The organism is Sphingomonas sp. NCPPB 2930, assembly GCF_042867205.1.
Classification (GTDB): Bacteria; Pseudomonadota; Alphaproteobacteria; order Sphingomonadales; family Sphingomonadaceae; genus Sphingomonas.
On sequence record NZ_JBHZQU010000003.1, the window covers coordinates 135,821 to 162,585 of the forward strand.

19 protein-coding genes are annotated in these 26,765 nt (G+C 66.7%); 11 read left to right on the forward strand and 8 right to left on the reverse strand.

Annotated features, from left to right (window positions below):
- Window positions 1–45: 45 nt before the first annotated feature.
- Window positions 46–921 carry an SDR family oxidoreductase gene (locus ACFX59_RS05725; RefSeq protein ID WP_387430486.1) on the forward strand — a complete coding sequence of 292 codons (876 nt, stop codon included), beginning with the start codon at window positions 46–48 and terminating at the stop codon, window positions 919–921.
- Window positions 922–1,044: 123 nt separating this feature from the next.
- Complete coding sequence (locus ACFX59_RS05730; protein ID WP_309702951.1) at window positions 1,045–1,413, forward strand: hypothetical protein; 369 nt, start codon at window positions 1,045–1,047, stop codon at window positions 1,411–1,413.
- Window positions 1,414–1,446: 33 nt separating this feature from the next.
- Here ACFX59_RS05730 and ACFX59_RS05735 read toward each other — a convergent pair whose 3' ends face one another.
- The 3 genes from ACFX59_RS05735 to ACFX59_RS05745 all read right to left on the reverse strand — a co-directional run bounded on the left by ACFX59_RS05735 (window position 1,447) and on the right by ACFX59_RS05745 (window position 5,138).
- Window positions 1,447–2,889: a carbohydrate porin gene (locus ACFX59_RS05735; RefSeq protein WP_387430488.1), complete on the reverse strand. Its 1,443-nt coding sequence runs from the start codon at window positions 2,887–2,889 to the stop codon at window positions 1,447–1,449.
- A gap of 145 nt (window positions 2,890–3,034) precedes the next feature.
- Window positions 3,035–4,069: a class 1 fructose-bisphosphatase gene (locus ACFX59_RS05740; RefSeq protein ID WP_387430490.1), complete on the reverse strand. Its 1,035-nt coding sequence runs from the start codon at window positions 4,067–4,069 to the stop codon at window positions 3,035–3,037.
- A 55-nt stretch (window positions 4,070–4,124) separates the two neighbouring features.
- On the reverse strand, window positions 4,125–5,138 hold the full coding sequence (locus ACFX59_RS05745) for a LacI family DNA-binding transcriptional regulator (RefSeq protein ID WP_387430492.1): 1,014 nt from the start codon (window positions 5,136–5,138) through the stop codon (window positions 4,125–4,127).
- A gap of 163 nt (window positions 5,139–5,301) precedes the next feature.
- Between ACFX59_RS05745 and ptsP the strand changes: the two genes are divergently transcribed.
- The 4 genes from ptsP (at window position 5,302) to ACFX59_RS05765 (ending at window position 11,705) form a co-directional block, all read left to right on the forward strand.
- Window positions 5,302–7,848, forward strand: a complete 2,547-nt coding sequence (gene ptsP, locus ACFX59_RS05750; protein WP_387430494.1) for a phosphoenolpyruvate--protein phosphotransferase — start codon at window positions 5,302–5,304, stop codon at window positions 7,846–7,848.
- The gene (pfkB, locus tag ACFX59_RS05755; RefSeq protein ID WP_387430767.1) at window positions 7,848–8,816 is read left to right on the forward strand and encodes a 1-phosphofructokinase; all 969 of its coding nucleotides are present in this window, start codon (window positions 7,848–7,850) and stop codon (window positions 8,814–8,816) included. Before ptsP ends, pfkB begins: the two co-directional genes overlap by 1 nt.
- On the forward strand, window positions 8,813–10,507 hold the full coding sequence (locus ACFX59_RS05760) for a PTS fructose transporter subunit IIC (protein WP_387430496.1): 1,695 nt from the start codon (window positions 8,813–8,815) through the stop codon (window positions 10,505–10,507). Before pfkB ends, ACFX59_RS05760 begins: the two co-directional genes overlap by 4 nt.
- 175 nt (window positions 10,508–10,682) lie before the next feature.
- Complete coding sequence (locus ACFX59_RS05765; protein WP_387430498.1) at window positions 10,683–11,705, forward strand: sensor histidine kinase; 1,023 nt, start codon at window positions 10,683–10,685, stop codon at window positions 11,703–11,705.
- 49 nt (window positions 11,706–11,754) lie between these two features.
- On the opposite strand, the gene ACFX59_RS05770 is transcribed toward ACFX59_RS05765, so the two are convergent.
- From ACFX59_RS05770 to ACFX59_RS05785, 4 genes are all read right to left on the reverse strand, one after another.
- Window positions 11,755–12,996, reverse strand: a complete 1,242-nt coding sequence (locus ACFX59_RS05770) for a DUF2254 domain-containing protein (RefSeq protein ID WP_387430500.1) — start codon at window positions 12,994–12,996, stop codon at window positions 11,755–11,757.
- Between the two features lie 200 nt (window positions 12,997–13,196).
- A complete protein-coding gene (locus ACFX59_RS05775) occupies window positions 13,197–15,425 on the reverse strand; it encodes a glycosyltransferase family 32 protein (protein ID WP_387430502.1) in 2,229 nt (742 codons plus the stop codon).
- Window positions 15,426–15,573: 148 nt separating this feature from the next.
- Window positions 15,574–16,626 carry a zinc-binding dehydrogenase gene (locus ACFX59_RS05780; protein WP_387430504.1) on the reverse strand — a complete coding sequence of 351 codons (1,053 nt, stop codon included), beginning with the start codon at window positions 16,624–16,626 and terminating at the stop codon, window positions 15,574–15,576.
- The gene (locus ACFX59_RS05785; RefSeq protein WP_387430506.1) at window positions 16,623–17,669 is read right to left on the reverse strand and encodes a patatin-like phospholipase family protein; all 1,047 of its coding nucleotides are present in this window, start codon (window positions 17,667–17,669) and stop codon (window positions 16,623–16,625) included. The genes ACFX59_RS05780 and ACFX59_RS05785 overlap by 4 nt, the downstream gene beginning before the upstream one ends.
- Before the next feature lie 92 nt (window positions 17,670–17,761).
- On the opposite strand from ACFX59_RS05785, the gene ACFX59_RS05790 reads away from it, so the two are divergent.
- The 5 genes from ACFX59_RS05790 (at window position 17,762) to ACFX59_RS05810 (ending at window position 24,417) form a co-directional block, all read left to right on the forward strand.
- Window positions 17,762–19,324 carry an MFS transporter gene (locus ACFX59_RS05790; RefSeq protein WP_387430508.1) on the forward strand — a complete coding sequence of 521 codons (1,563 nt, stop codon included), beginning with the start codon at window positions 17,762–17,764 and terminating at the stop codon, window positions 19,322–19,324.
- Between the two features lie 88 nt (window positions 19,325–19,412).
- Entirely contained in the window at window positions 19,413–21,638 is a 2,226-nt protein-coding gene (locus ACFX59_RS05795; protein WP_387430510.1) for a hypothetical protein, read from the forward strand.
- A gap of 3 nt (window positions 21,639–21,641) precedes the next feature.
- A complete protein-coding gene (locus tag ACFX59_RS05800; protein WP_387430512.1) occupies window positions 21,642–22,376 on the forward strand; it encodes an SDR family oxidoreductase in 735 nt (244 codons plus the stop codon).
- Window positions 22,377–22,443: 67 nt separating this feature from the next.
- Window positions 22,444–23,445 carry a methyltransferase gene (locus ACFX59_RS05805; RefSeq protein WP_387430514.1) on the forward strand — a complete coding sequence of 334 codons (1,002 nt, stop codon included), beginning with the start codon at window positions 22,444–22,446 and terminating at the stop codon, window positions 23,443–23,445.
- A 75-nt stretch (window positions 23,446–23,520) separates the two neighbouring features.
- Window positions 23,521–24,417 carry an ATP-grasp fold amidoligase family protein gene (locus ACFX59_RS05810; RefSeq protein WP_387430516.1) on the forward strand — a complete coding sequence of 299 codons (897 nt, stop codon included), beginning with the start codon at window positions 23,521–23,523 and terminating at the stop codon, window positions 24,415–24,417.
- Here ACFX59_RS05810 and ACFX59_RS05815 read toward each other — a convergent pair.
- Complete coding sequence (locus ACFX59_RS05815; protein ID WP_387430518.1) at window positions 24,414–26,705, reverse strand: PAS domain S-box protein; 2,292 nt, start codon at window positions 26,703–26,705, stop codon at window positions 24,414–24,416. The two genes, ACFX59_RS05810 and ACFX59_RS05815, sit on opposite strands and share 4 nt — an antisense overlap.
- Window positions 26,706–26,765 lie beyond the last annotated feature (60 nt).

The following is a 26,765-nucleotide window of genomic DNA, read 5'->3' on the forward strand; positions in this document are numbered from 1 at the left end:
TCCGGGTGAGCCGTTTGCTGCTGACCCCTTTCAGCAGGAACCGACATGACCGACGATCCCCGCACCAGCCAGCCGACGCATTTTCCCGACGAGCCGCACCAGCCCAGCCCCGGCCTGACCACCGCGATGCACACCAAGCCCGACCATGGCGAGGAGAGCTATGTCGGCAAGGGGCTGCTCACGGACCGGATCGCGCTCATCACCGGCGGGGACTCAGGCATCGGCCGGGCCGTCGCCATCGCCTATGCCCGTGAGGGGGCCGACATCGCCATCTCCTACCTGGCCGACGAACAGGCCGATGCGGAGGAAACGCGCCGCTGGGTCGAAAAGGCGGGACGGCGTTGCCTGTTGCTGCCCGGCGACATACGCGACCGGGATCATTGCGCCAGCCTGGTCGAGCGCACCGTCGCGGAGCTGGGCGGGCTAGACGTCCTCGTCAACAATGCCGCCGCCCAGACCATGAACGAGGGGCTCGACAGCATCGACGATGATGAGATGCAGGACGCCTTCGCTGCCAATGTCTTTGCGATGATCCGTCTCGCCAAGGCGGCTGCACCGTACATGAAGCCGGGCTCGGCGATCATCAACACGACCAGCGAGCAGGCCAAGATCGCCAACAAGTCGATGATCGTCTATGCCGCGACCAAGGGCGCGATATCGAGCCTGACGGTGGGGCTTTCCAACCTTCTGGCAGGTGACGGCATTCGCGTGAACGCGGTGGCGCCCGGCCCGATCTGGACTCCCATCCAGCCGATCGCCAAATCGCCGCAGGAACTGGAGACGCTTGGCCATGACACGCCGATCGGGCGCGCCGGACAGCCGGGCGAACTGGCCCCCGCCTACGTGCTGCTCGCCTCCGCCGAGGGCAGCTATATGTCCGGTAACGTCGTCGCGGTCACCGGCGGCGTCCCGATTTCCTGACCCCCGAAGGCCGGGCCTCGACCGGCGGCCTGTCCGCACATGGCCGAGGCCCGCACCGGATCGCGCATTGTCCGGGCGCGCGGCGATGCTAGGGGTCCGTTCCTTCACGGATTGGAGACGGAGATGACGGTCACATCCAGGCCATGGGACGGCGCGGCGGTCGGCCAATGGCTCGACCACCGGGTCCAGGCCGCCAGGCTTGACCAGGCGGCGGCGGACCGGCGGGGCTACGAGGCGCAGGACGACTATGACAAAGCGGCGGCGGAGGAATGGGTGTGCCGTGCATTGCAGGCTGGCGGAAAGGCCGATGACCAGGCGGCCTTCGCGCTGCACCTGAAAAGCTTGCTCGCGCAGGAGGAGTACCGGACGACCGGCATTTATGATGACCGGCGGTTCGACCGGAACGTCCGTGCCACGCTCCGCAAGATCGCCAAGATGACCAAGGCGAATGAAGGCTTCGAGAACCGACTTCGCTATCAGCGATCCGCCTGACCGCCGTCATGCCCGTGGCGAGCGTGGCGCGGCTTAGTCGCGCCGCGCCATCGCGATCAGGGTCGGTGCATCGACCGTGAACTTGAACCCGAAGACGAGCGCATTGCCGATATGGGTCTTGCGGAACGGGGCGCCGGTCTGGTCGGGGTTCAGGATATACTGGATGTTGGGCGACAGGCGGATGGCGGGGCCGATCTGCGCGCCATAGGCCAGCTCCATCATATATTGGTTGCGGCGAATGTCGCCATCGCCCCCAGCGGACAGGCGCGCGGCGCGCATCCGGGCCATGGCCAGGTCGGAAAAGCTCTGCTGGTTGATGACGAAGCCGATCGTATCGCGATCGCGCCCGGCAAAGGTCCCCGTCTGGAGCAGGCCTAGTTCAAGGAAATGCCGCTCCTCGACCCGGCCCGACAAATTGGTCATCGCGACCCCGAATACCGCCAGCCCCCGGTGCGAATTCATGTCGGGGCGGGTCAGCATCTGGTCGAAACGGGCATAGAGGCCGCTGCGCCCCTTGCGCGTGGCGGACGGGCGTCCGCTCAGGATCGCGATGCCGCCCCGATCGTCGAGCAAAGGATCGGCATAATCGCCGCGATCGACCCAGCCGCCCAGAATGTAGTGGCGCGGTAATCGGTCGGTCTTGAAGTCCGAGGCATAGCCGACCTCATAGGGCACGATGAAACCCGTGCCGCCCTTGAAGCTGAGGCTGAAGCCATTGTCGTCGGCCCGCTTGCGGTTCGGGTTGACCTCATAGATGCCGGCATGGGCGAACCAGTTGTCGGCGATGGTCAGCTTGGCACGGGCCATCCAGCTCGATGCCGGGAAATAGGTGAAGTTGCTGTTCTTGAAGACGAAGGTGGGATTGCCGCACGCCGAATTCGACTGGAAGTTGCAGTAGAGCGGCGAGTTCAGAAAATGGATGTTCGCCTGGCTCTTGCCCGCCTCGATATCGAGCCGGTTGTCGAACAGCCTTTGTTCCCAGGTCAGGATGGCCAGATGGGTGTTCTGCGTGCCCCATACCTCCTGCACCGAGGTATTGTTGCCGATCGCGATCTGCGACAGGCTCTGGCCATGGCGGTTGGTGATCGCGAGGTGAAGGCCACCGCCGCCGATGCCCGCGATCTTGTCGAAGTCGAAATCGGCCCCGACATAGATTTGCCCGGTATAGGCGGCCTTGCGCTCCAACCCGCCGGTGACGTTGGTGGCGGCTTCGCCCGTATAGTTCAGCGCCAAAGTGACGCCGTCGTCGGCCAGCGGCTGCCAGGTCTCGTCGCCCTTCCTCCGCTGGCCCAGGACCAGCGGCACGGCCTTGGTCGCATGTTGCGAGACCTGCGGCGTCGTGGGATCGGACGCGACCGGCGACCTATCCTCGGCGACCACCGTGGCGGCCGGATCGACCGTACGCGACCAGAGCGGGGACACCGGCAAAATGGCCGCTCCGACAATGACACCCAGCTTGAATCGGACCTTGTCCATCCGCATCCTTACCATCATGTTATAGAAAACGTTTTCTCAAATGTTCGCGTTAGGCAGCCGAAGCATTTAGCTATCGTCCCGTAGAACGATTTCCCGCCAAGACCAGTTTATCGCCCCCTAGAAACGGCGCTCCGCCGCCCCGCCCTTATCCCGAGGCGGCAAGCGGCAGGACGGCGTCCCTCTCTTCGACATCGCACAGCGTGGCGACCTCGGCAGCATCGCCCAGCACCACGCCGACCCGCTGGTGCAGGCCCATGGGCTGGATGTCGAGGATGCGCATCGCGCCATCGATCGCCGCACCGCCCGCCTGCTCGATCAGCATCGCCATGGGATTGGCCTCATACAACAGCCGAAGCCGTGCCTTGCCCGGATGGCGGTGATCGGCCGGATAGAGGAACACCCCGCCCCGTTTCAGGATGCGATGGATGTCCGCCACCATCGAGGCGGTCCACCGCATATTGTAATCGCGGCCCAGCGGCCCCTCGCTGCCCTGAACCCGCTCTTCGACATAGTCGGCGATGCGCGGCGACCATTGCCGCCGCCGCGCCAGGTTGATCGCGAACTCGCACGTCCCGGCGGGCAGCCGCATCGGACCGTCGGTCAGCCGCCACGAACCGACCTCCCGGTCGAGCGTGAATTCATAGACGCCGGTGCCGATGGTCAGCACCAAGAGCGTCTGCGGCCCATAGATGGCATAGCCCGCCGCCACCTGATCGCGACCGGGCTGGAGGAAATCGGCCTCGGTCGGCGTACGACCGGCGCAATCCTCGGGCGCGCGCAGAACCGAGAAGATGGTGCCGACCGACAGGTCGACATCGACATTGCTCGACCCGTCGATGGGATCGAACAACAGCAGATATTCGCCCTTGGGGTAGCGATTGGGGATGTGATGGATCGTCTCCATCTCCTCCGACGCCATCGCCGCCAGATGCCCGCCCCATTCATTGGCGTCGAGCAGCAGTTCGTTGGCGATCACGTCCAGCTTCTTCTGGACCTCGCCCTGGACATTCTCCTCGCCGAGACTGCCCAGCACTTCGCCCAAAGCGCCCTTGGACACGGCGTGGCCGATCGTCTTGCAGGCGCGCGCGACCGTCTCGATCAACAGGCGCAATTCGGCGGGCAGCGCGGCGTCGGCGCGTTGCTGTTCGATGAGGAACCGGGTGAGCGACATGCGTTGCATCGTGGTCAGGCTCCGAATAATGTCGGCGGCGCAGTTCGCCCGCCCGTGATATGGATCATGCCGTCACCGAGGGAGACGGGGCGGAAATGGGCGAAAGGCTTGAACCGCGCGAGATCAGTCGCCCGGCCAGCACGACTTTCCGGGTGGCGGCATCGGGATGGTCGAACCGGTCGATCAGCATCGCCATAGCGGTGCGACCGATTTCCTCGACGGGCTGCTCGATCACCGACAGGCCGCCGCCGACAATGTCCATCCACCCTTCATTGTCGAACCCGACCAGTGCGATGTCGTCGGGCACCGACAGTCCATGTTCGCGCAGCGTGCGCAACACCGCCAGCAAGGTCACGCCGTTGCTGGCGACCAGCGCCTGGGGCCGGTCGGCGCGCGCGAGCAGGTCGGCCATGACCTCCGCCACCTCGCCATCGCCATGCGGCACCGCGATCGCCTCGGCCACCAGCCCCAGCCGCTGCGCCGCAGCCTCGAACCCGGCGCGACGCTCCATGCCGGTACGGCTGGTCGCGCCGAACAGACCCGCGATCCGGCGAAAGCCCCGATCGTGGAGATGCTCGACCAGCATCTCCGACATCGCGCCATTGTCCAGGACCACGCAGTCATGCGCGATGCCCGGCGCCGCGCGATCGATCAGCACCATGGGATAATCGGGCTTCGTCCGGGTGATGTTGGCCAGCCCGTCGCGGGTCGGCGCCAGGATGACCCCGGCCACCCGCTCCTCCTGCATCAGTTGCAGATACATGGCCTCGCGCGCGGGGTCCTCGTCCGTGTTGCACAGGATGACCCGCTGTCCGCGACTATAGGCCAGATTCTCGATCGCGCGGGATACGGCGGTGAAGAAGGGATTGCGGATATCGGCGACGATCAGCCCGATCGTATTGGTATGACGCGACCGCAGCCGCCGCGCCGCGAGATTGGGGCGATAGCCCGTCGAGCGCACCGCCGCGAGAACACGCTCGCGCATCGCCAGATCGACGTTGCGACCCGCCAACACGCGCGATACCGTGGCCGCGGACACGTTGGCGACGCGGGCGACGTCTTTGATACCCACGCTCATGGAAAACGTATTCTCCTCTCCGCGCCGTTCTCTCCGGCTCATTTCCATCCTTCATGTCGCGTAAGGCGATTCGTTGCAAGGCCCATTGACAAAGTTGCGGGAAAACGTTTTCCAGTCGGGCAAGCGAAGAATTGAGACTCGCGGCGGAGAGGCCAACAGAGACATGCACACCCAGTCCCCATCACCCGTGATCGGCCCGGAGCTGATCCGCCTCGCCGTGACGGCGACCGACAAGAGCGATGCGATCCGCCAGGCGGGCCAGCTGCTGGTCGCCGCCGGTTGCGTCGCGCCGGGCTATGAGGAAAGCATGATCGCGCGCGAAGGCGTCGCGAACACCTTCCTGGGCGCGGGCGTCGCCATTCCCCATGGCCTGGGCGAGGACAAGGGGCTGGTGCGGCGCGACGGGATCGCGGTTCTCCAGTTCGTCGACGGCATCGAATGGAATCCCGGCCAGATCGCGCATCTGGTCATCGGCATCGCCGCCAGTTCGGACAGCCATATCGCGATCCTGCGCCGCCTGACGCGGCTCATCCAGGACGAGGCGCGGTTGCAGCAACTGGCGAAGACCAGCGACCCGGCGCTGATCGCCGCCGCACTGAGCGACGATGCGCGCGATCAGGGCCAGGCGCGCCCTCCGGCCGAGGATCTGGACGAGCGGGTGAGCTGGACCATCGACTATCCCACCGGGCTGCACGCACGCCCCGCCGCCGCCTGGGCCGAAGCGGCCAAGGCGCTGCCGGTCGCGTTGCGGGTCCGGCATGGTGCCGAGACCGCCGATCCGCGCAGCCTGGTGGCGCTGTTGCAGCTGGGGCTGAAGGCGGGTGATACCGTCAGCATCTCCGCATCCGGTCCTGCCGCCGCCGGCGCGATCGAGAACTTCCGCGCCGCGATCAGCCGCCTGACCGGCCGCGAAAAGGCGGATGCCGCCCGCGCGGCGGAAAAGGCCGCCGCCGCCATACCCGTACGCGGCTGGAAGCCCGTCGGCACCCCGGCGATGATCGCGGGGGTGGCCGCCAGCCCCGGTCTCGCGATCGGCAAGGTCCATGTCCTGGCGGCGGCCGAACTGGACGTCCCCGACCAGCCGGTCGATCTGGCGCGCGGCGGCGCGCTGCTCGACGAGGCGCTGGTGCGCACCCGCGCGCAGATGACGACGCTGATCGACGAGACCACCCGGCGTCTGGGCGCAGGGGATGCGGCGATCTTCGAGGCGCAGGCGACGCTGCTCGACGATACCGATCTTATCACCCTCACCTGCCAGTTGATGGTCGAGGGGCATGGCGTCGCCTGGTCCTGGCATCAGGCGATCGAGCGGATGGCGGGCCAGTTGTCCGCGCTGGGCAATCCGGTGCTCGCCGCGCGCTCGGCCGATCTTCGCGATATCGGTCGGCGCGTGCTGGCCCAGATCGATCCCGGCCTGGGCCTGGGCACGCTGGACGACCTGCCGAAGGAGCCGTGCATCCTGGTCGCGGCCGATCTGGCGCCGTCGGACACCGCCGCGCTCGACACCCGCCGCGTCGCGGGCATCGCCACCGCGCTGGGCGGCCCCACCTCACACAGCGCCATCCTCGCCCGTACGCTCGGCCTGCCATCGGTGGTCGCGGGCGGCGCGGAGCTCTTGTCGCAGGCGGCGGGATCGATCGCGATCGTCGATGGCGATACGGGTCGCGTCTGGCTCGATCCCTCGGAGGCCGATCTCGCCTCCGCGCGGGGTTGGATCGCCGAGATCGCGGCGCGGCGCGCGGCGGAGGAGGCCGAACGCAGCCGCCCCGCGGTGACGCGCGACGGCCATCAGGTCGCGATCGCCGCCAATGTGAACCGGCCCGATCAGGTGGCCGATGCGCTGGCCCAGGGTGGCGAGGGCGTCGGTCTGATGCGTACCGAATTCCTGTTCCTCGAACGCGGCGACAGCCCGAGCGAGGACGAACAGTTCGCGGTCTATCGCGCGATGATCGATGCGCTGGATGGCCGCCCGCTGATCGTCCGCACGCTCGATATCGGCGGCGACAAGCAGGTGCCGCATTTGCATCTGCCCAAGGAGGAGAACCCCTTCCTCGGCGTGCGCGGCGCGCGGCTGTTGCTGCGCCGCCCCGACCTGCTGGAGCCGCAGCTGCGCGCGCTCTACCGCGCGGCCAAGGAGTCGGGCGATCTGTCGATCATGTTCCCGATGATCACCTCGGCCGCCGAACTGGTGGCGTTGCGCGAACGGTGCGAGGCGGTGCGCGTCGCGCTGGACGCACCGGTCGTGCCGATCGGCATCATGATCGAGGTTCCCGCCGCCGCCGTGCAGGCCGATGCCCTGGCCGCCCATGCCGATTTCTTCTCGATCGGCACCAACGACCTGACCCAATATACGCTGGCGATCGACCGGCAGAACCCCGAACTCGCCAGCGAGGCCGACTCGCTTCACCCGGCGGTGCTGCGCCTGATCGCCATGACCGTGGCGGGCGCGCGGCGGCATGATCGCTGGGTCGGGGTGTGCGGCGGGCTGGCGGGCGATCCGTTCGGCGCGGCGCTGCTCACCGGGCTGGGCGTGACCGAATTGTCGATGACCCCGCGCGACCTGCCCGCGGTCAAGGCCCGGCTTCGCACCAGCGAGCTTCCGGCGTTGCAGGCGCTGGCGGCGCGTGCGCTGGAGATGGAGAGCGCAGCGGATGTGCGGGCGCTGGATGCCGCCCCGACCGGCGACCAACTCGAAAGGAATGCCGCGTGATGCGTATCGCCACCGTCACCTTCAATCCCGCGATCGACCAGACGATCACGCTGGATCGGCTGATCCCCGGCGAGGTCCATCGCGCCCGTTCCGTCCGACAGGATGCGGGGGGCAAGGGTATCAACGTCGCCAGCTGCCTTGCCGACTGGGGCGTGCCGGTCAGCGTATTCGGGCTGCTGGGACAGGCCAATGCGGCGCTGTTCGAGACGCTGTTCGCGCAAAAGGCGATCCATGATCGCTTCCTGCGCGTATCCGGCGATACCCGCGTCAACATGAAGCTCGTCGACGATGCCGACACTACCGACATCAACATGAGCGGCGCGGCGGTCGAGGAAGCGCAGGTCGCCGCCGTCGAGCAGGCGGTGGCGGACTTTGCGGGGCCGGACACGCTGATAGTCCTGTCCGGCAGCCTGCCGCCGGGATGCCATCCCGGCGTGTATGCCGACATGATCCGAACCCTGAGCGATCGCGGCGCCAAGGTGCTTCTCGACACCAGCGGCCCTGCTTTGACCCAGGCGCTTCGCGCGGCCACCCTGCCTGCGATCGTCAAACCGAACCGGCGCGAACTGGCCGCCTGGTCGGGCGAGCCGCTCGACGGCCTGGACGATGTCGTACGCTGCGCCGAGACGCTGCTCCGGCGCGGGGTCGCGCTGGTCGTCGTGTCGATGGGAGAGGATGGCGCGCTGTTCCTGTCGGACGAAGGCGCGATCCTGGCGAAGCTGGCGGCGGGGCCGCTGGCCAGCACCGTCGGCGCCGGGGATGCCATGGTCGCGGGCCTCGCTGCCGGAATTTCCGAGGGCGCCTCGCTCGAACGCATCGCCAGACTGTCGACGGCCTTCGCGGTCGCCAAGCTGGGCCGCACCGGCCCGCACCTGCCGAGCGGGGCGACGATCGATTCCCTGGCCGGGCAGGTCATGATCCGCCAGGTCGCCAAGACCGGCCCGGCGATGACGGGAGAGGACGCATGAAGCGGATTTTTGCGATCGTCGATGCGCGCGAGTCCGGCGTCACCGGCGTGCTGGCGGGCGAAGCGCTGCGCCGGGCCGCGCGCGATATCGGCTCGCCGATCGAGATCGAGCTGCGCACCGCGCAGGGTATCGTCAACCCGGTCTCGCCCGGACCGACGGAGAGCGGCGACCGCCTGCTGTTCGTCGGCGCCGCCGACACCGCCGATGCGGCGACCCGTGCCCGCGCCGACCAGATGGTGACGCTGGAGGCGGTGCTCGCCGATCCGGCCGCCGCGCTCGACATGCAGTCCGACCGCGCGGTCGCCGGTCGGGTCCGCAAGATCGTCGCCATCACCTCCTGCCCCACCGGCATCGCGCACACCTTCATGGCGGCGGAGGGGTTGCAGGAGGGCGCGCGGCAACTCGGCTATGACATCCATGTCGAGACGCAAGGGTCGGTCGGCGCGGGCAACCCGCTGACCCCCGAACAGATCGCCGAGGCCGATGTGGTCCTGATCGCCGCCGATCGCGAGGTCGATCGTGCGCGGTTCGCGGGCAAGCGCGTGCTGGTCAGCAACACGAAACCGGCCATCACCGGCGGCGCGGCGCTGATCGAAAAGGCGTTGGCCGAGGCGAGGGTCCAGGGCGAGGCCGCCAGTGGCGATGCGCCCACCGCCTCCCCCGCCAGCGAGCGTGCCGGGCCCTATAAGCATCTGATGACCGGCGTCTCGTTCATGCTGCCCTTCGTGGTGGCGGGCGGGCTGCTGATCGCCCTCGCCTTCGCGCTGGGCGGCATCCACGCCAATGACGATGCCGCTGCGGGCACGCTCGCCCATGCCCTGTTCACCATCGGGGCGAAGGCGGGCTTTGCGCTGATGGTCCCGGCGCTGGCCGGATATATCGCCTATTCGATCGCCGACCGGCCCGGCATCGCGCCGGGGATGATCGGCGGGATGCTCGCCAGCACGCTGGGTGCGGGCTTTCTCGGCGGCATCGTGGCGGGTTTCATCGCGGGTTACGGCGTCGACACGCTGAACCGGGCGATCCGTCTGCCCAAGAATCTTCAGGGCCTGAAGCCCGTGCTGATCCTGCCGCTGCTCGGCACGCTGCTGACCGGGTTGCTCATGATCTATGCGGTGGGCACGCCGGTCGCGGCGGCGCTGGCCTTCCTGACCGAATGGCTGCGCGGGATGCAGGGGTCCAACGCGGTCCTGCTCGGGCTCATCCTGGGCGCGATGATGGCGTTCGACATGGGGGGGCCGGTCAACAAGGCGGCCTATGCCTTCTCGGTCGGGCTGGTCGCGTCGCAGGTCTATACGCCGATGGCGGCGACCATGGCGGCGGGCATGACGCCACCGCTCGCCATCGCGCTCGCGACGCGGCTGTTCCGCACCCGTTTCACCGCCGACGAGCGCGAGGCGGGGGCCGCTGCCGCCGTTCTCGGGCTGGCCTTCATCAGCGAGGGCGCGATCCCCTTCGCCGCGCGCGATCCGCTCCGGATGATCCCGTCGCTGATGGCGGGGTCGGCCGTCACCGGGGCGATCTCGATGGTCGCCGGTGTCGAGCTGCGCGTGCCGCATGGCGGTGTGTTCGTGCTGCCCATTCCTGGTGCCGTCACGCATCTGGCCGCCTATCTCGTGGCGATCCTAGCCGGCGTGGTGGTGAGCGCACTGCTCATCGGCGTGCTGAAGCGTCCGGTGGCGCAAGCATGATTTCGGGGCGGTCGTGATCGGCCGCCCCCCCCCCCACGCCCGGCAATCCCGCCGATGAATGCCGCGCCACGCCCCGTGGCGGGCAAAAGCGACGTTCGGGCCGATGCTTACCCGAGTTGCAACCCGTCGTGGGATCGCGCAGGAGGGACGCCACATAAAAGGGCTTGGACGGAATATGGGGGTAAGGCGCCGGGCCTTTGGGCAATTGCCGCTGCTTCGCGAGCGCAGGGCGCTGGCCTATGCGGCGGCGCTGCTGCTGTCGGCCATCGCCTGGTGGGTGCGCTGGGCGCTCGATCCGGCCTTTCCGCCGGGCTTTCCCTATCTGACCTTCTTTCCGGCGGTCATCATTTCCGCGTTCCTGTTCGGGCGCGGTCCGGGCACCGTTTCGGCCATCGTCTGCGGCCTGCTCGCCTGGTATTTCTTCATTCCGCCGGTCCATACGTTCGATTTCGAATCGCGCACGCTGGTGGCCCTGGGCTTTTACGCCGGGGTGGTTGCGGTCGATATTGGGCTGGTCGATGCCATGCAGCGCGCCAATGAACGCTCGTCCCGACTGGCGGCCGAGCAGCGGCAGCTGGCCGAACGGACCGAGCTCCTCTTCCACGAATTGCAGCACCGGGTGTCCAACAACATCCAGATGGTCGGCGCCATGCTGTCCCTGCAACAGCGGCAGATCGTCGACCCGATCGCGCGCATGGTCCTGACCGACGCGTCCACCAAATTGCAGCTGATCGGGCGGATCCAGCGGCAGCTCTATTCGACCACCGGCGAGCAGGTGCCGCTGAACATCTTCCTCCGCGACCTGATGACGGACCTTTTTGCCGCCGACAGCAAACCGGGCATCCTGCACCGGATCGAGGCCGTGCCCGGCATCCGCCTGTCGCCCGATGCGGCGATTCCGCTGGCCCTCATCATGGCCGAAGGCATTGCCAATGCGATGGAGCATGGCTTTGCCGACCGGGAATTCGGCCAGCTCGTCGTCACCCTGACCCTGGAGGACGATATCATAGAGCTTCGCGTGATCGACGATGGAGCGGGCTTGCCGCCGGATTTCGACCTCCATCGATCGGACAGCCTCGGCCTGAAGCTGGTGCGCAGTCTGGCGAAGCAGATGGAGGCCGAGATCAGCATCCAGAACAACAGGTCATCAGGGACGATGCTGCGCCTCTCGCTGCCGAACAGCGCCGATCAGGGTTGATCGGCAAGGCGCCGCGTGCCGCGCGAATGGGTGTGTCCCGTCGAACCGGTCAACGCGCATGCTCCTCATACACTGCCAGCGTCCGCGCCAGCGCGGCCTGGTCGAGCATCACGCGCTCGACATTCTGCCGCAGCTCATGCGCCAGCGCGCGGGTCGTCGCGACCGCGTGAGGCAGGGCCTCACCCAACGCGCGGAGGATCTTGAAGGCGCGGATGGCGACCTCTTCCTCGCCTGCCCCCTCCCGCACGATCGGCGTGAAGCCGGCGCGGATCATCTCGTCCACGGACGGACGCGGGACATGGACGGGCGGCAGATCGGCGTCCGCTGACGGCGCCTGCGCGGGCAGCTCGCTCAGGGTGCGCAACAACGCATTCAGCACCTCGACGGCGGTGCCGGGATCATTGGTGGCAGGTGCCAGCGCCCGCCCCGCAATCTCGCCAAGGGCGATCTGTCCGAGCCGGGGATCGTGGTCGAAATCGCGGTGCCGCTCGATCACGAAGGCGCCCGACAGGTCGTCGTCGCAGTCCGCCGTCCCCCCGACCACATGGAGCAGCGGACGCCCCTTGTGCACCAGCGTACCGGGGATCGCCTCCACATGCACGACGAGGTCGTGTTCCCGGGCCAGCGCGGCCAGTCGCCCGATATCGACATGCGTCACATAACCGATCGTCTGTGACCGCACTGGCCGCGCATGGGCGGGAACCGGGATGGCCGGTCGTCCGCCCAGATATGGGTCTTTCGCGAACGTCTGCATGGCGGCCCCTGCCGCATCCTCGACCCGGTCGATCACGTCCGACATGCGCCCGAACGCCGCGAGATGGGCGATCCAGCGCAGCAGGGTCACGACAACCAGCGCGACGAGCAGGACCGTGGCGATCAGCAGCAACACGCGCCCCTGCCCGCCATAGAGGCGGGTTTGCAGACCGATGATGCCGACCACGGCAAAGATGAACGCCCCGAGAAAGGTCGAGAGCGCATTTTGCGACATGCGATCCGAGATCAGCAACCGGGTCGCCCGCGGCGTCGCCAACTGGGTCGCGGACGAATAGGCGCTGACCATCGCCGTCAACGAGAAGGTGGTGACGGCGAGCATCGAGGAGGCGATGATTTCCAGAACCGTTCCCACGGCATTCTGGCCGATGTCGCCGGTAAAGTGATAGGGGACCGTTCGGGCGACGATCCCCGCAAAGGCGGCGACGACCACGCTGGCGGCACTGATCAGCGCGGCGCGGAACCAGATCTTGCGTGCGATACGATGGAGGAGCCATCCGATGCGGGCCTTCGAGATCATTGGGTCCTGTGTTTCCTTTTGCTGCCTGTGCCACTCTTGTCGACGACGATCCCTCCCACCGCGTCGCTGGCCCACCGGGATGGAACGCGGGCGCACGGCAAAGGGATGGCGTCCTCTCCGGCAGCTTATACGCAGACGGCCGATCTTTGGCTCACCGCCCCTCAGCGACAGGACAATTTTTCCACGCCGCGCCCGGCCGATTACAGCCCGTTCAGCATCTTCAGGCCCGCGCTATAGATCGTCGGCATGCCATGCTCGATATAGAGCGCCCGCGCATAATCCTTGATAACGTCGATGCGGTAGGCGGTCATGGCGTCGCCGAAGCGAAGCACGACATAATCGCCCTCAAGCGCCGCCAGTAGCGCGTGCTGCTCATCGGCGTCGAGGCGGCGCGTCTCGAAATGGAGGACCATCGGCGAGGCTCCATGGCCGAGAATGTCGAGGATGATCGCCCTGTCCATGCCTCCGGCGTCGACTACTAGGATGTCCGCCGCGCGGCCGCCGGTCTTGGCCAGCATGTCCTGATAGGTGACGACCGGCACCGCCGTCTTTTCGATACAGGACGAGCCTTGGATCATGCTCGTCTTGCCGTTGATCGCCTTCCTGCCATTGCGGACCGGGGAAGCGCCGACAGCCTGGGCCAAGCCCGGTGCCGCGACCATTATCGGGTCGACCGCATAGACACTCCCCTCACCCGTCTCGTATCCGAAGGGCAGGAACATCGCGTTGCGGTTGTTGCGATAGCCACGCTCCAAAGCCGCGAACCTGTGCGCATCGGGCTCCAGCAAAACTGCGGGTGAATCATAGTTGACCATCACCGGCCGCAGCGGGTCGAGCGGCATGCCCTCGCTCGCGCCGATCCGCCACACCATATGGCCGCCATCGCGGTCGAGCAGCCAGGCCGCGACCTTGCCGAATTCGAATGCGAGTCGGTCGTCCGCATCGATCGACATATCGGGTTGCAAAATCGCCGCCATGCCGACGCTGCCGGTGCGGATCTCCCGCATTCCCTGGATCAGAATGCTGACATCCTGTGACCACTCATCGTCGTAACCTGCTAGGATCGCGGCGGGTTCTTCCAGATCGCCCTTGCGGAGCAGATCCATCGCCTTGTCCTTGCGCACCTGCTCGGGCAGCCAGGAGCCGCCCCAGACGTGGATGCCATAGGTGTTTTCCAGCGTCCGTCGGCGCACCGACGCCAGCGGCTGGTCGTAAAGATACGGGTAGAACGCCTCGGTCCCGAGCCGGCGATGCGCATGCCGCTTCAAGAAAGCGCCGAACAGCCATGGCCCGGTCGAGATATTGACCCGTGTCTCATCGAGATCATGGCTCATGATATGATCGAGCAATTCGCGGAAGATCGCGTGCCCCTTCGGCGCGCCGATGAAACCGATCGAGCAATAGTCGGTCGAGGCGTCCTCGTTGCAAACGGTCAGCGTCCGCGACATTTCGGCGGGGTCGAAATGCCGATGCGGCATGACGTCGCAATCCAGGCAGATACCACCGAAGCGATAGAGGATTTCGTAGCGTGCGATGTCGGCGCGCATCGGAAGGACCGAGACGGCCTCGATCTTCTCGCGCGACATGGTCAGTTTCGCGACGTCGGCGTCGGTCCATGTGATGAAGCGCGCATCCGGAAACTGGCGCTGCCACGCCGCCCAATAGGCTTCGTAATGCGGCGGGATCGGCTTGTCTCCGAACCAGACCCGGTGGAACAGACCCTGCTCCAGATCCGGGTCATGCACCGCCACCGGGGCCTCGGGCTGCGGGGCCGGAACCGGAGCGGCGGAGACGAGCGCGTGTTGGTGGATCACGTCATAGGCGCCGCGCGTCGATCCCCAGAGCTGGTGCGCATAGACCGGGTCACCGCCGTCATAGGCGATGCCGGTGAAATGCTCCGGGATGAAATAATGGCTGGGATAGATACGCAGCCGATTATAGCCATAGGCACGATAGGCGTCGGTCACCCGTTGCGGGCCGACGCTCTGCCACGCCATCCGGTCGGTGACGCTGGTCTCGGCGGCGATATCCTTGATGATCTGGCCGACGAACGGGTTTTCGCTCTCGCACCCGAAATAGCCCGCGGCGATCAGGCCCGGACGTGCCACCTCGCTCTCCCAGCAGGCGAACGCCTCGCAGTCGAGGAGATGCTCATCCAGCGGGCGGACGCAGATGCTGTCGGCATCGACCAGAACGCCGCCATGGTGGTAGAGGATTTCCCAGCGCATCATGTCGGCGACGCCGTTGAGTTCGCGCGACCACATCGCATCCATATGCGCGCGGTTGGCCCATTGGCAGGCGGAAAAGTCCTGATTGCCCCATAAGCGGAACTCCCAGTCCGGATGCATCGCCCGCCAGGTATCGATGCAGTTGTTCGGCCGCTTGGCTTCGTCGCCAACCCAGATGACGTGGAGGCGCTTGGGGATCATGGCGGCAATACCTTCTGGCTTGGTCGGGATGTTTGCCGAAGGGTAACCGGACGTGTTTAAGATTGTGTTGTCGCAATCGGAACGGAAAGAATCCGGGCACGAGTGCCGCCCGTGCTGCCCGGGCCACGCGATATTGGCGAACAACGTTTCAGATCGTCAGGCCGACGAAGATCGCGCCGGTCCGGCCACGATCCTGCGCCGCTTCGAACGCGTCGTTGATCCGGTCGAGCGGGAAGCGGTGGGTAATCAGCTCCTGCGTCTTCAGCACCCCGCGCGCCACCAGATCGATCACCTCGACCTGTTCGGCATGGATGTCGTAAAAGGCGAAGCTGGCGCTGGGGATCAGGGTGATCTCGGACATCTGGATACGCTGCCATTCCAGCGGGATGGCGATCGCGCCATCGTCGAAACCGCCGACGATGACGACCTTGCCGCCGCGCCGCACCAGCCGCGTGGCGAGCGGCAGCGTGTCGGGCATGGACTCGCCGCCTGCGCATTCGAACACGATGTCGGCGCCGCGATCGTCGGTCATGGCATAGATCGCAGCCTGCGGGTCGTCGTCGTCCGAATGGACAAGGCGGTCGGCGCCCAGCCGCGCGGCCAGCGCGAGTGCGTGCGGCATCCTGTCGATGATCGTCACGGTCGCCCCGCTGGCCTTGGCGAGCATCAGTTGGCCCAGCCCGATCGGCCCAGCCCCGATGATCGCCACCCGCGATCCGATGGTCAGGCCCGACAGATGCTGGGCATGCAGCGCCACGGCATAGGTATCCAGCAGCGCCGCATCGTCGAACCCCACGCTGTCGGGCAGGCGGTGGAACTTGTGCTGCGGCCCGACGACATATTCGGCATAGGCGCGCGAGACGCTGGCACGGCGGGTCGGATAGAGGTCCGGACAGCGATTATATTGCTGCACCCGGCACCAGTCGCAATGACCGCAGCCGAGCACGGATTCAACCAGCACCCGGTCGCCGATCGCGACGCGGGTGACCGCCGAGCCGATTTCGACCACCTCCCCCGCCAGTTCATGGCCCATGATACAGCAGTGAAGCTCTTCCTCCGCCTTTTCCCAATGGCGCAGGTCGGTTCCGCATATGCCCGCCATCCGCACCCGCGCCTTGACCCAATCGTCGGCGGGCAGGCGTGGCTCCTCGACCTCGGCGATCTCGAAACGGCCATTGGCGGTCTTCCGGGCGGCTTTCATGGCATGTCTTCCGAATGGGCGGCGACCGGGTTCCGGCCCGCCGCGATGGTGGTCGATGTCAGGCCCCTGTCCCCCATGCGAATTGCGCCCCCCGCCAGGGCGGCGGTCAGCACCCGGCCGTCGCGCAGCCCCGCATCCCATCGCTGCCGCACCGAGCGGGGCGAGAAGTCCAGCGCCTTGCCCGCGACCTCGTCCTGCTGGTCGGCATAATGGAGCTGGACCAGCGTGACCGATGCCTCCTGTCCATCGGAGGCGCTGGCATAATGGTCCCGCCAGCGCGTCAGGGTCCGGCGCGACTGTGCGGCGAAGGCCAGATCCTGCGTTCGGCTGATCATCCCGCCGATGCTCGGCGCGCGCGGCCCGGCCAGCGGCAAGAGGTCGACCGCGATACACAGCAGCGGCGCGTCGCCGGGCCGGACCAGCACGGGATCGAGCGGCAGGTTGGCGGACAGCCCGCCATCGACATAGAGCTCGCCATCGACCGCGACCGGGGGAAAGGCGGGCGGCATGGCGCAGCTCGCGCGGATATGGTCGGGCACGATCCGGCCGCGCCCGCTGTCGAACACGACCTCCTCGCCCGTATCCAGCGCCACCGCCTGCACCATATAGCGGACCGCGCCGTCATTCAGCCGGTTGAAATCGACCAGCCGGGCCAGCGTGCAGGCCAAGGGCGTCGTGTCATAGAGCGCGGGCGTATCGCGCGCGGCCAAGGCGGTGCCCAGCGGCGCGAAAAGTCCTCGCCGCCCGCCGAGCAGCGTCGCGATCACTTCCCCGCTGCGCCGCCAGCTGTCGATCATCGCGTCCCATGCCGGCACGCCCACAGGGTCGGTGACTTCGGGACGCCACAGGTCGGACAGTCGCGACAGCCGGTCCTCCGGCGCATTGCCCGCGATGATCGCGCCGTTGATTGCCCCCGCCGAGGTGCCGACGATCCAGTCCGGCGCGATGCCGGCATCGTGCAATGCCTCATAGACACCGGCCTGATACGCGCCCAGCGCATTGCCCCCGGCCAGGACCAGGGCGATACGCAGATCGGGCGGCATGTTGAGCGTCATCCATCGACAAACCCGCGAACGCCCGGATGGTCGCGCGGAGAAACGTCAATATCAGGCATTCTCAATGATATAGATCAGCATTGCTGATAGTCGACGGCAACTCGCGTCGCAGCCGGGACGTTGCCCCGGCACCGATGACCCTGGACCCGCAAGCCGAGCTGACCGATTCCGACCGAGAGCGCGGCTTGCGGCTGCTCGTCATAGAGGCGGGGTTTTCCGGCGGCGCGGCGGCACTCACCAGCGGGGTGATCCTGACCGCCTTCGCGCTGCATCTGGGTGCGTCGAACGTGATGGTCGGCATCCTCGCCGCGATGCCGTTCCTGGCACAGCTGCTGCAACTGCCCGCCATTCAGCTGGTCGAGCGATGGCGGCGGCGCAAGCGGATCGCGGTTCTGTCCAGCCTGATCGGGCGGACCATGTTGGCGGTGATGGCGGCACTCGCCTTTTTCAGCGGGACGGCCGCACTGCTGATCTTCCTGGCGGCGCAGATGCTGTTGTGCGGGCTGGGTGCGGTCGGAGGATGCGCGTGGAATGCCTGGATGCGCGATCTCGCGCCCGACGACCGGTTGGGCGACGTCTTTGCACGGCGGACGGTCTGGCTGACCGCGATCAGCCTGATCCTGGGCCTGGCGGCCGCGCTGGCGCTGGACTGGACGCAGGCCGGATCGTTCGCGCGGGACATGGTGTTCGCCGCGATGTTCGCGACCGGCTGCCTGACCGGGCTGATCAGCGCGCGGATCGTCGCGATGATGCCCGAGCCGCGGATGCCGCCCGCCCCCGGCCCCATCGCGCTGCGCGCGCTGCTGTCCCAGCCGCTGGGCGACCCGAATTTCCGCCGGTTGCTGGTCTTCGTGGCCAGCTGGCAGTTCGCGATCAATCTCGCGACGCCCTTCTTCACCGTCTTCATCGTCCGCCAGCTGCATTTCGCGGTCAGCTTCGTGCTCCTTCTCAGCGTCGCCAGCCAGCTTGCCAATATCCTCGCGCTCCGGCTCTGGGGGCGGCTCAGCGATCGGTTCGCCAACAAGTCGGTCCTGGCGGTCTGTGCCCCCGCCTATATCCTGGCGATCGTCGCGATGATCGGCGCCTCGCAACTGGGCGACCGGGGTGCGGTGAAATGGTGGCTGATCGGGCTTCACCTCGTCATGGGCGCGACCATCGCCGGGGTGACGCTGGCCAGCACCAATATCGCGCTGAAGCTGTCGCCCAAGGGGTCCGCCACCGCCTATGTCGCGGCCAATGCGATGACGACCGCCATCGCCGCCGGGATCGCGCCGATCCTGGGCGGGTTGCTCGCGCAATTCTTTGCTGCGCGCCAGTTCGAGCTGCTCGCGCGGTGGCGCAGCCCGAACGGCATCTTCACCCTGCCAATCACGCTGACCGCCTGGGACTTTTATTTCCTGCTGGCCGGGCTGATCGGCATCTATGCGATCCACCGGCTGTCGCTGGTGCGCGAGACCGGCGAGATCGAGCGGCGGGCAATGGTCGGGCAGGTGCTGAACGAGACGCGGCGCAGCATCCGCAACATCTCCTCGGTCGCGGGCCTCCGTGCCGCGACCGATCTGCCCGGTACGCTGCTGCGCGATGCACGCACGCGCATTCGCCTAAAACGGGCGCAGGCAGCGCGGGCGGCACGAATGCGTTGACCCAGTTTAGCGGAACGGCATTTTCCAGGAACTCCGCTCTTTTCCAGTGGGTTGGTCGTCACACCCGTTACACTTTCGGAATTGTGCCATGCCCCGAACCGCGACGGCTGAAGCGCCGCCCGCCATCAGCCCCCATCTGCTGGACCTGCGCGAACTGCTGCGCGACGAACCCGCCCCGCTGGCCGATTTCACGATCGGCGACCTGACGGTCGGGCTGCACCGAACCGACGCATCGGTCTTCGCGATCGTGCGGCGCAGGGGCAGTAGCGGCGGGCTGGCGGTGCGGGCAGCCTTCCTGTCGACCAACTTCGACTGCGCGGTCCTGCCGCCGGAAGAGGGGGAGGTCGCCCGGCTCCGCGTGACCAGCGCGATGGGCGACCATATCATATCCTGCCTTACCGACCGGCTGGCCTTGGAGCGGCTGCGCATAGCGACGCGCTTCACGCCCGCCCGGCCGATGGTCATGCCCCCAACCCCGCGCGACCTATATCCCTTTGGCGCAGGCGACGATCCCTTGCGCGCGCAAGGGGTGGTCGAGGCGTCGCAGCGCGGGCTGAACACCGGCCTCCTCTATTTCCGAATCGATACGCCAGCCTTTGGCAACATACTCTACATCCAGAATCTCACCGCCTCGAACGCCTATTTCCGCGCCACCGGAACCGTGCCGCGAGAGACGGTGGGGGGCAGCTGGCCCGAACTGGGCTATGCGCTGCCCGTCCCCGATGCCGAGGCCGACCCCGCCGAGGTCGCGCTTCCGGCGGGGAAGAGCGTGACGCTGTCCGACACGCTCCTGGTCTTTCGCCACCATGCCGCGTCGCACGAACGCGAATCCGCGCGCCAGTTCGTGCAGATGCTGGGCAGCGCCTATGACCTGCTCGACCCGCCGCCGGTCGCCTATCGCGACTGGATCGACCGCGCCGAGCGTGCCGCGCGCGATCTGGACGAAGCACCCGACGCCACGATCCGCCATTACGGCCATCGCTATGTCCATCCCTATACGGGGGCGGAATATCCCGACATCATGGTGCAGATGTCGGTGATCGCCGCGCTCCACCGTTGGGGCAAATGGCGCGGCGAACCGCATCCGCTGGAGGCGACGTTCAAGGCGGGGCTGCCGCGCTTCTTCGACGAGGGGCTCGGCACGTTTCGCCGCTATCTGCCCAATGTCGGCAAGGACAAGAATGCCGATGCGGTCGATAGCTGGTATCTCTACCACCCGCTGCTGAACCTCGGCACGCTGGCGCTCGACGGCGATGACGAGGCGCGGGCGCTGTTCCTGAAGGCCATCGGCTATGGCGTGCGCGTCGCGCGGCATTTCGACTATCGCTGGCCGATCGAATATGACGTCACCGACTTCTCGGTCATCACCAAAGAGGCCCCGGTCGACGGGCGCGGGCAGACCGATGTCGGCGGCATCTATGCCTGGGTCATGCTCCAGGCGTTCGAACTGACCGATGACAAGACCTATCTGGACGAGGCGCGCGCGGCGATCGACGCCGCCATCGGGCTGGGCTTCGCCATCAACTATCAGGCCAATCTGACCGCCTGGGGGGCCGCCGCCTGCATGCGGCTGTGGCGGATCACCAATCGCGACGTCTATCGCGAACAAAGCTATGTCTATCTGGCCAGCTTCCTGCACAATGCGGTGATCTGGGACAGCCAGATCGGGCATGCCGCCCATTACGAGACGTTCCTGGCGGTGACCTGTCTTCAGGATGCGCCGTATATGGCGATGTACGAATGTTTCGACAGCTATGCCGCGTTCGAACGCTATCTGGACGATGGCGGTCCCGACCTCGACCCGGAGGCGCGGATGCTCATCGGCGAATATTGCCGCTATGCCCTGTCGCGCGCCTGGTTTTACTATCCCGACGCGCTGCCGCCCGAGGCGATCTCCGAGGAGCAGCGCGAGCCCAACGGTCATATCGACCATGGGCTCTCCTTCCCGCTGGAGGACCTGTATCCCGACGGCCAGCCCGCCGGGCAGGTGGGACAGGAGGTGTACGGCGCGGGGGCGGCGTTCATCTTCGCCTCCAGCGCCTTCCACACCGTCGAGGGCGCACCGTTCCGCCTCTATTGCGACATGCTGCTCCGCGCGGTCGAGCGGGTCGGGGACCATGCGCTGTCGATCCTGCTCGACGGGGGCGAGACGCGCACCGCCTGGCTGCGCCTCGTCCGGCTGAAGCGGCGCACGCTGACCGACAGCCGCGTCACCACCGCCAGCGGCGAGGCCATCGCGCCCGATGCCGTCGACGCCGATCGCATCGATTACCGCGTGCCCGCCCATGGGCGCCTGATCCTGACCTGGGAATAGCCAATGACCAAGAACCCCACCATGTTGTCCGGCCGCCGCATCCTGCTGACCGGCGGCACCACCGGCATCGGCCTTGCCGCGCTGAAAGCTCTGGCGGCCGAGGGTGCACGCGTCCTGACCTTCGGGCGGCATCAGGACGCGCTCGACGCGGCGCTGGCCGGGATCGATGGCGATGTCACCGGGATCGCCGAGGATGCCGCGACGCAGGAGGGTATCAAGCGGGTCTTCGCCGCCGTCGACGACAGGCTGGGCGGTATCGACATGCTGGTCGCCTGCGCCGCACTGGGCGCGCAGCCGATCCACGAGATGGCCGACGACGACTGGCGTTATGTGATCGATGCCAATCTGACCGGCTATCTCGCCTGTGCCCGCGCGGCCATCCTGCGGATGCAGGACCAGGGTGGCGGCCATCTGCTGTTCGTCGGATCGATCAGTACCGAGATCAAGGCCGCAGGTGAAAGCGTCTATGCCGCGACCAAGGCGGGCATCCAGGCCTTCGCCGAGACGCTGCGCAAGGAGGTGGCGGACAAGCGTATCCGGGTCAGCGTGATCCAGCCCGGATCGGTCGACACCGACATGCAGGAATGCAGCGAAGAGGAAAAACAGGCCGCCGTCGCGGATGGACGGATGTTGCCTGCCGAGGATGTCGCCGACGCGATCCTGTTCGTCCTCAGCCGCTCCGCCACCTGCGACATCGTCAATCTGCGGATCGAACCGCTGATCCAGAAGACGGCCTGACGCGGATCAAATCCCTCGACGGCGAGCGCCGCGATTGGCGGCCAGCATCATGAATTATGGTGATCATATGAACGTAACAGAGCCCGACGAGACTTCTTCCAAGGCGGATCGGCCCGATGCCATGTCGGGCGTTTCGCGCAGCGCGATGCTCGATCTGCTCGGCATGCTGCGTTCGATGGATTACGACTTCATCGCGCCCACCCCGGCGTCGCAGGCGCGGGTGATGGCGCGACCCGATCGACAGGTCGGTTCGACAGTTGCCGACCTGCTGGGATGGTCCCTGCCCTGCCGCCGCGACGCCCTGCCCCCTGCTCTCCTCGCGATCCTTGCCGCGCAAGGGTTGCTGGAGGAGCGTCCGGACGGACTGGTGACCGCCGCCATCCGCGTCTCGAACGTGCTGGGGCAGCTGTTCCTTCATTCGCGCTATCCGACCACGGCACGCGATGCCGTATTCCTGGGCCCCGACAGCTACCGCTTCGCCGACTATATTTCACGCCACTTGGCCGGGTTGCCGACCGAGGCGCGCATCCTCGACTATGGCGCCGGGGCCGGGGTTGGCGGCATCATCGCCGCATCGCTGCACGGCAAGGCGGAGCTGACGCTAGCCGACATGAATCCCAAGGCCCTGCACCTCGCGTCGATCAACGCGACCTTCGCCGGAATCGCCAACCACGGCGTTGTGGCGCAGACACCCGAGGAGGTCGACGGCCCGTTCGACCTGATCGTCACCCATCCGCCGTTCATGATCGATCCCGTCCGCCGCGCCTATCGCGACGGCGGCGATCTCTATGGCGGCAGGCTGTCGGTCGACTGGACGCTGATGGCGATCCGTAAGCTGGCGCCGGGCGGCCGCTTCCTGATGCATACGGGCGTGTCGATCGTGGGTGGCCGCGACGTGGTTCGGGACGCGATACAGGACGCGATCCCCAGGGCGGGCTATCGCCAGGATTACCGCGTGCTCGATCCCGACATCTTTGGCGACGAACTGGACAACGCACCCTATGCCGAGGTCGACCGCATCGCGGCGATCGGATTGTGCGTCGAGCGCGCGACCGCCGACCATGACTGACCTCGCGCGGCCATTTCACCGTCATCCATGAGCGAAAAGCCGAACAGAGACGCGGGCGACGATGGGCATGGCCTCATGACGCGGGCCGCCAATCATCGCCTGGCATCCGTGCCATTCGAGCAAAAATTCGGCCGCCCGCCGCTTCCGCCCCACCATCCCGACGCGCGGATCAACGACGTCATCTATGACCGGATGATCGGTCCGCATTGGTCCGCATCGGAGCAGGTCTTTGTCGACAAGCAAACCGCCAAGGTCGAGGCACAGCGACGTTGCCCCGATCTTCATATCCCCGAGACGCTGGCCGTCATCCCGGTCGAAACGCTGGCCTCGCCCGAAGACCTATTCGACCGGCTCCGCCCCTTTATCGGGACCGATGCCCTGGCCAAGCCGACCCATGCCAGCGGCGGCGTCACCTTTTTGCGGGATCTCGCCGATCCTGCGGCGCTGCGCGACCTGTATGATCTGGCCTCGATGGATTACGCGTCGATCCTGCGCGAAATGCAATATTGGCGCCTGCCGCGAAAGATCATCGTCGAGGCGATGATCCCGACGCATGTGGCCGGGCCGCCCGACGATTACAAATTTCACTGCATCCATGGCGAGCCCCTATTGTGCCAGATCGACCATGGCCGCTTCGGACAGCCCTGGAGTCGCCTGTTCCGCGTGCCCCATTTCGATCCGATGGATAAAGGCGACGGCCTGAGCGCGCCGGACGGCTTCACCATGGCCGCGAGGGACCGACTGGAACGGATGATCGCCGCTGCCCGAGCGCTGTCGGCTCCGTTCGCCTTTGTACGCGTCGACCTGTATGACGGCCGCGACGGCATCTATTTCGGCGAGCTCACCTTTACCCCCGCCGCATCGCTGGGCATCGCGCCGTCCAGCGCCGGTGTCCACCGGGAAACCGCGACGCACCGCATCTACAGCCGCATCCTGATGGACGCGCTGCGCAGGACGAAGCAGGCGCCCTAGCCCCCTTCGATCAGCGCCTTGATCCGCGTTGCCATGGCCTCCATGGCAAAGGGCTTGGTCATGACATGCATGCCCGGTTCGAGCTGCCCGTTGCCCACCGCCGCATTCTGGGCAAAGCCGGTGATGAACAGAACCTTCAGATCGGGTCGGGTTACACGCGCGGCATCGGCCATCTGCCGACCGTTCATGCCCCCCGGCAGACCGACATCGGATACCAGAAGGTCGATCCGTGCATCGGATTGCAGGACCTTCAGCCCGGCGGCGCCGTCCGCCGCCTCGATCGCGGTATAGCCCAGTTCCTCCAGCACGTCGGTGACCAGCATGCGCACCGATGGTTCGTCGTCGACGACCAGCACGGTCTCGCCCGATATGGCGCGGGGGGCATCTGCCAGATCGGCATCATCGTCGTCCGGCTCGGCGCGGCCGATATGCGCGGGCAGATAGACGCAGACGGTCGTCCCTTCGCTCGGCTGGGAATGGATACGCACGCTGCCGCCCGACTGGCGGGCGAAACCATAGATCATCGACAGGCCAAGGCCGGTGCCGACGCCGATCGGCTTGGTGGTGAAGAACGGGTCGAACGCCTTGGCGACGACATCGGCGGTCATCCCGGTCCCCGTATCGGACACGCAGACCGCCACGTAGCGCCCCGGCTCCATCTCGTGGAACCGCGCGGTGCGATCGTCGAGCGAGCGGTTGGACGTTTCGATGGTCAGCCTTCCGCCATCGGGCATCGCATCCCTGGCGTTGATGCAGAGATTGAGCAGCGCGTTTTCCAGCTGATTGGGGTCCACCAACGTGGCCCAGAGATCCGCCTGCGCCACATAGCGGGTATCGATATCGGGCCCCGCCGAACGCACGATCAGCTCCAGCATGTCCTCGATCAACCGATTGGGGTCGATCAGCCTGGGGTCCAGCGTCTGGCGGCGGGAGAAGGCGAGCAGGCGGTGAGTCAGGGCGGCGGCACGCTTGGCCGCGCCGTGCGCCGCCGCATTATATTTCTCGACATCGCCGATCCGCCCCTGTGCGATACGGATCGCCATCATCTCCAGGCTGCCCGTGATGCCGGTCAGCAGATTGTTGAAGTCATGCGCCAGCCCGCCGGTGAGCTGCCCAACCGCTTCCATCTTTTGGCTCTGGCGCAATTGCTCCTCGACGCGGCGATGATCGGTCATGTCGCGGCCGATCGAGTAGAACAGCTCCGCCTCGGGCGCGGTGGTCCAGGAGATGACGCGATAGCGGCCGTCGCGTCCGCGAAACCGGTTCTCGAAATGCGCAGCCTCCTCTCCCTTGGCGAGCCGCGCAAACTCGGCGGCCGTCGCCTCGCGGTCCTCCGGATGGATCAGGTCGAAGAAATTACCGCCGAGCAGTTCCTCCTCGGTCCAGCCCAGCATCGCCGTCCAGGCGGCATTGACGGTGTGGAGGCGACCATCGGCGCTGCACACGTCCATCAGGTCGCCCGACAGCTGCCATATCCGGTCGCGTTCGCGGGTGCGTTCGGCAATCTCCTCGGACAGCGTGTCGTTCCGCGCCCGCAACGCGATCTCCGCCGCCTTGCGCTGGCTGGCGTCCTTGAAATAGACCGCCAGCCCGCCGGTCGTGATCGGATGGATGTCGATGTCGATCCATTTGCCCAGGATCGGCGACTTCGCTTCGAGCCGGATGGCGGTGCGCTCGACCATCGCGCGTCGATGGGCATGATAGGGTTCGCTGCCGACCGCCTGGGGAAACTCGTCCCAACAGATCTTGCCGATCAGGTCGCCGGGCGCCCGCCCCCACAGTTCGCCCGCCTTGCGGTTTATATAGGTGAAGCGCCCTTCCGCATCGACCGCGTAAAACGGGTCCTCAAGCGACTCGGTCAGTTCGGCCAGCATCGCATGGGCGCCGCTGGTCGCCTTGCGGCTGTCCTCCAGGTCCTGGACCGCGCGACGCTGATCGGTGCGGTCGCGCAGGATTTTGACATAGCCGCCTTCCTCCAGCCGGAGCGGCATCAGCTCGCCCAGCGCGAAGAACAGGCTGCCGTCGCGCCGTACGTGCCAGCGTTCGTCGGCGGCGCGTCCCGCTTGGTCGGCCAGCTGCATTTCCCGGCGCGGCACGTCGGCCGCACAATCCTCCGCCGTGAAGATGATCTCGCCCGGCTGGCCCAGCGCTTCTCCCGCAGACCAGCCGAGCACATGTTCGGCTCCCTGGTTCCAGCTCGTGATGATGCCGTCGGAATCGAGCGATATGATCGCATAATCCATCGCGCTTTCGATGATGGCATTCGCAATGGCGGCTTTACGCTTCATCGTCTTTCAAACTCGTTGCAATAGGTCCCGCATCGATCGGCCCGACCCCACACATTCGGC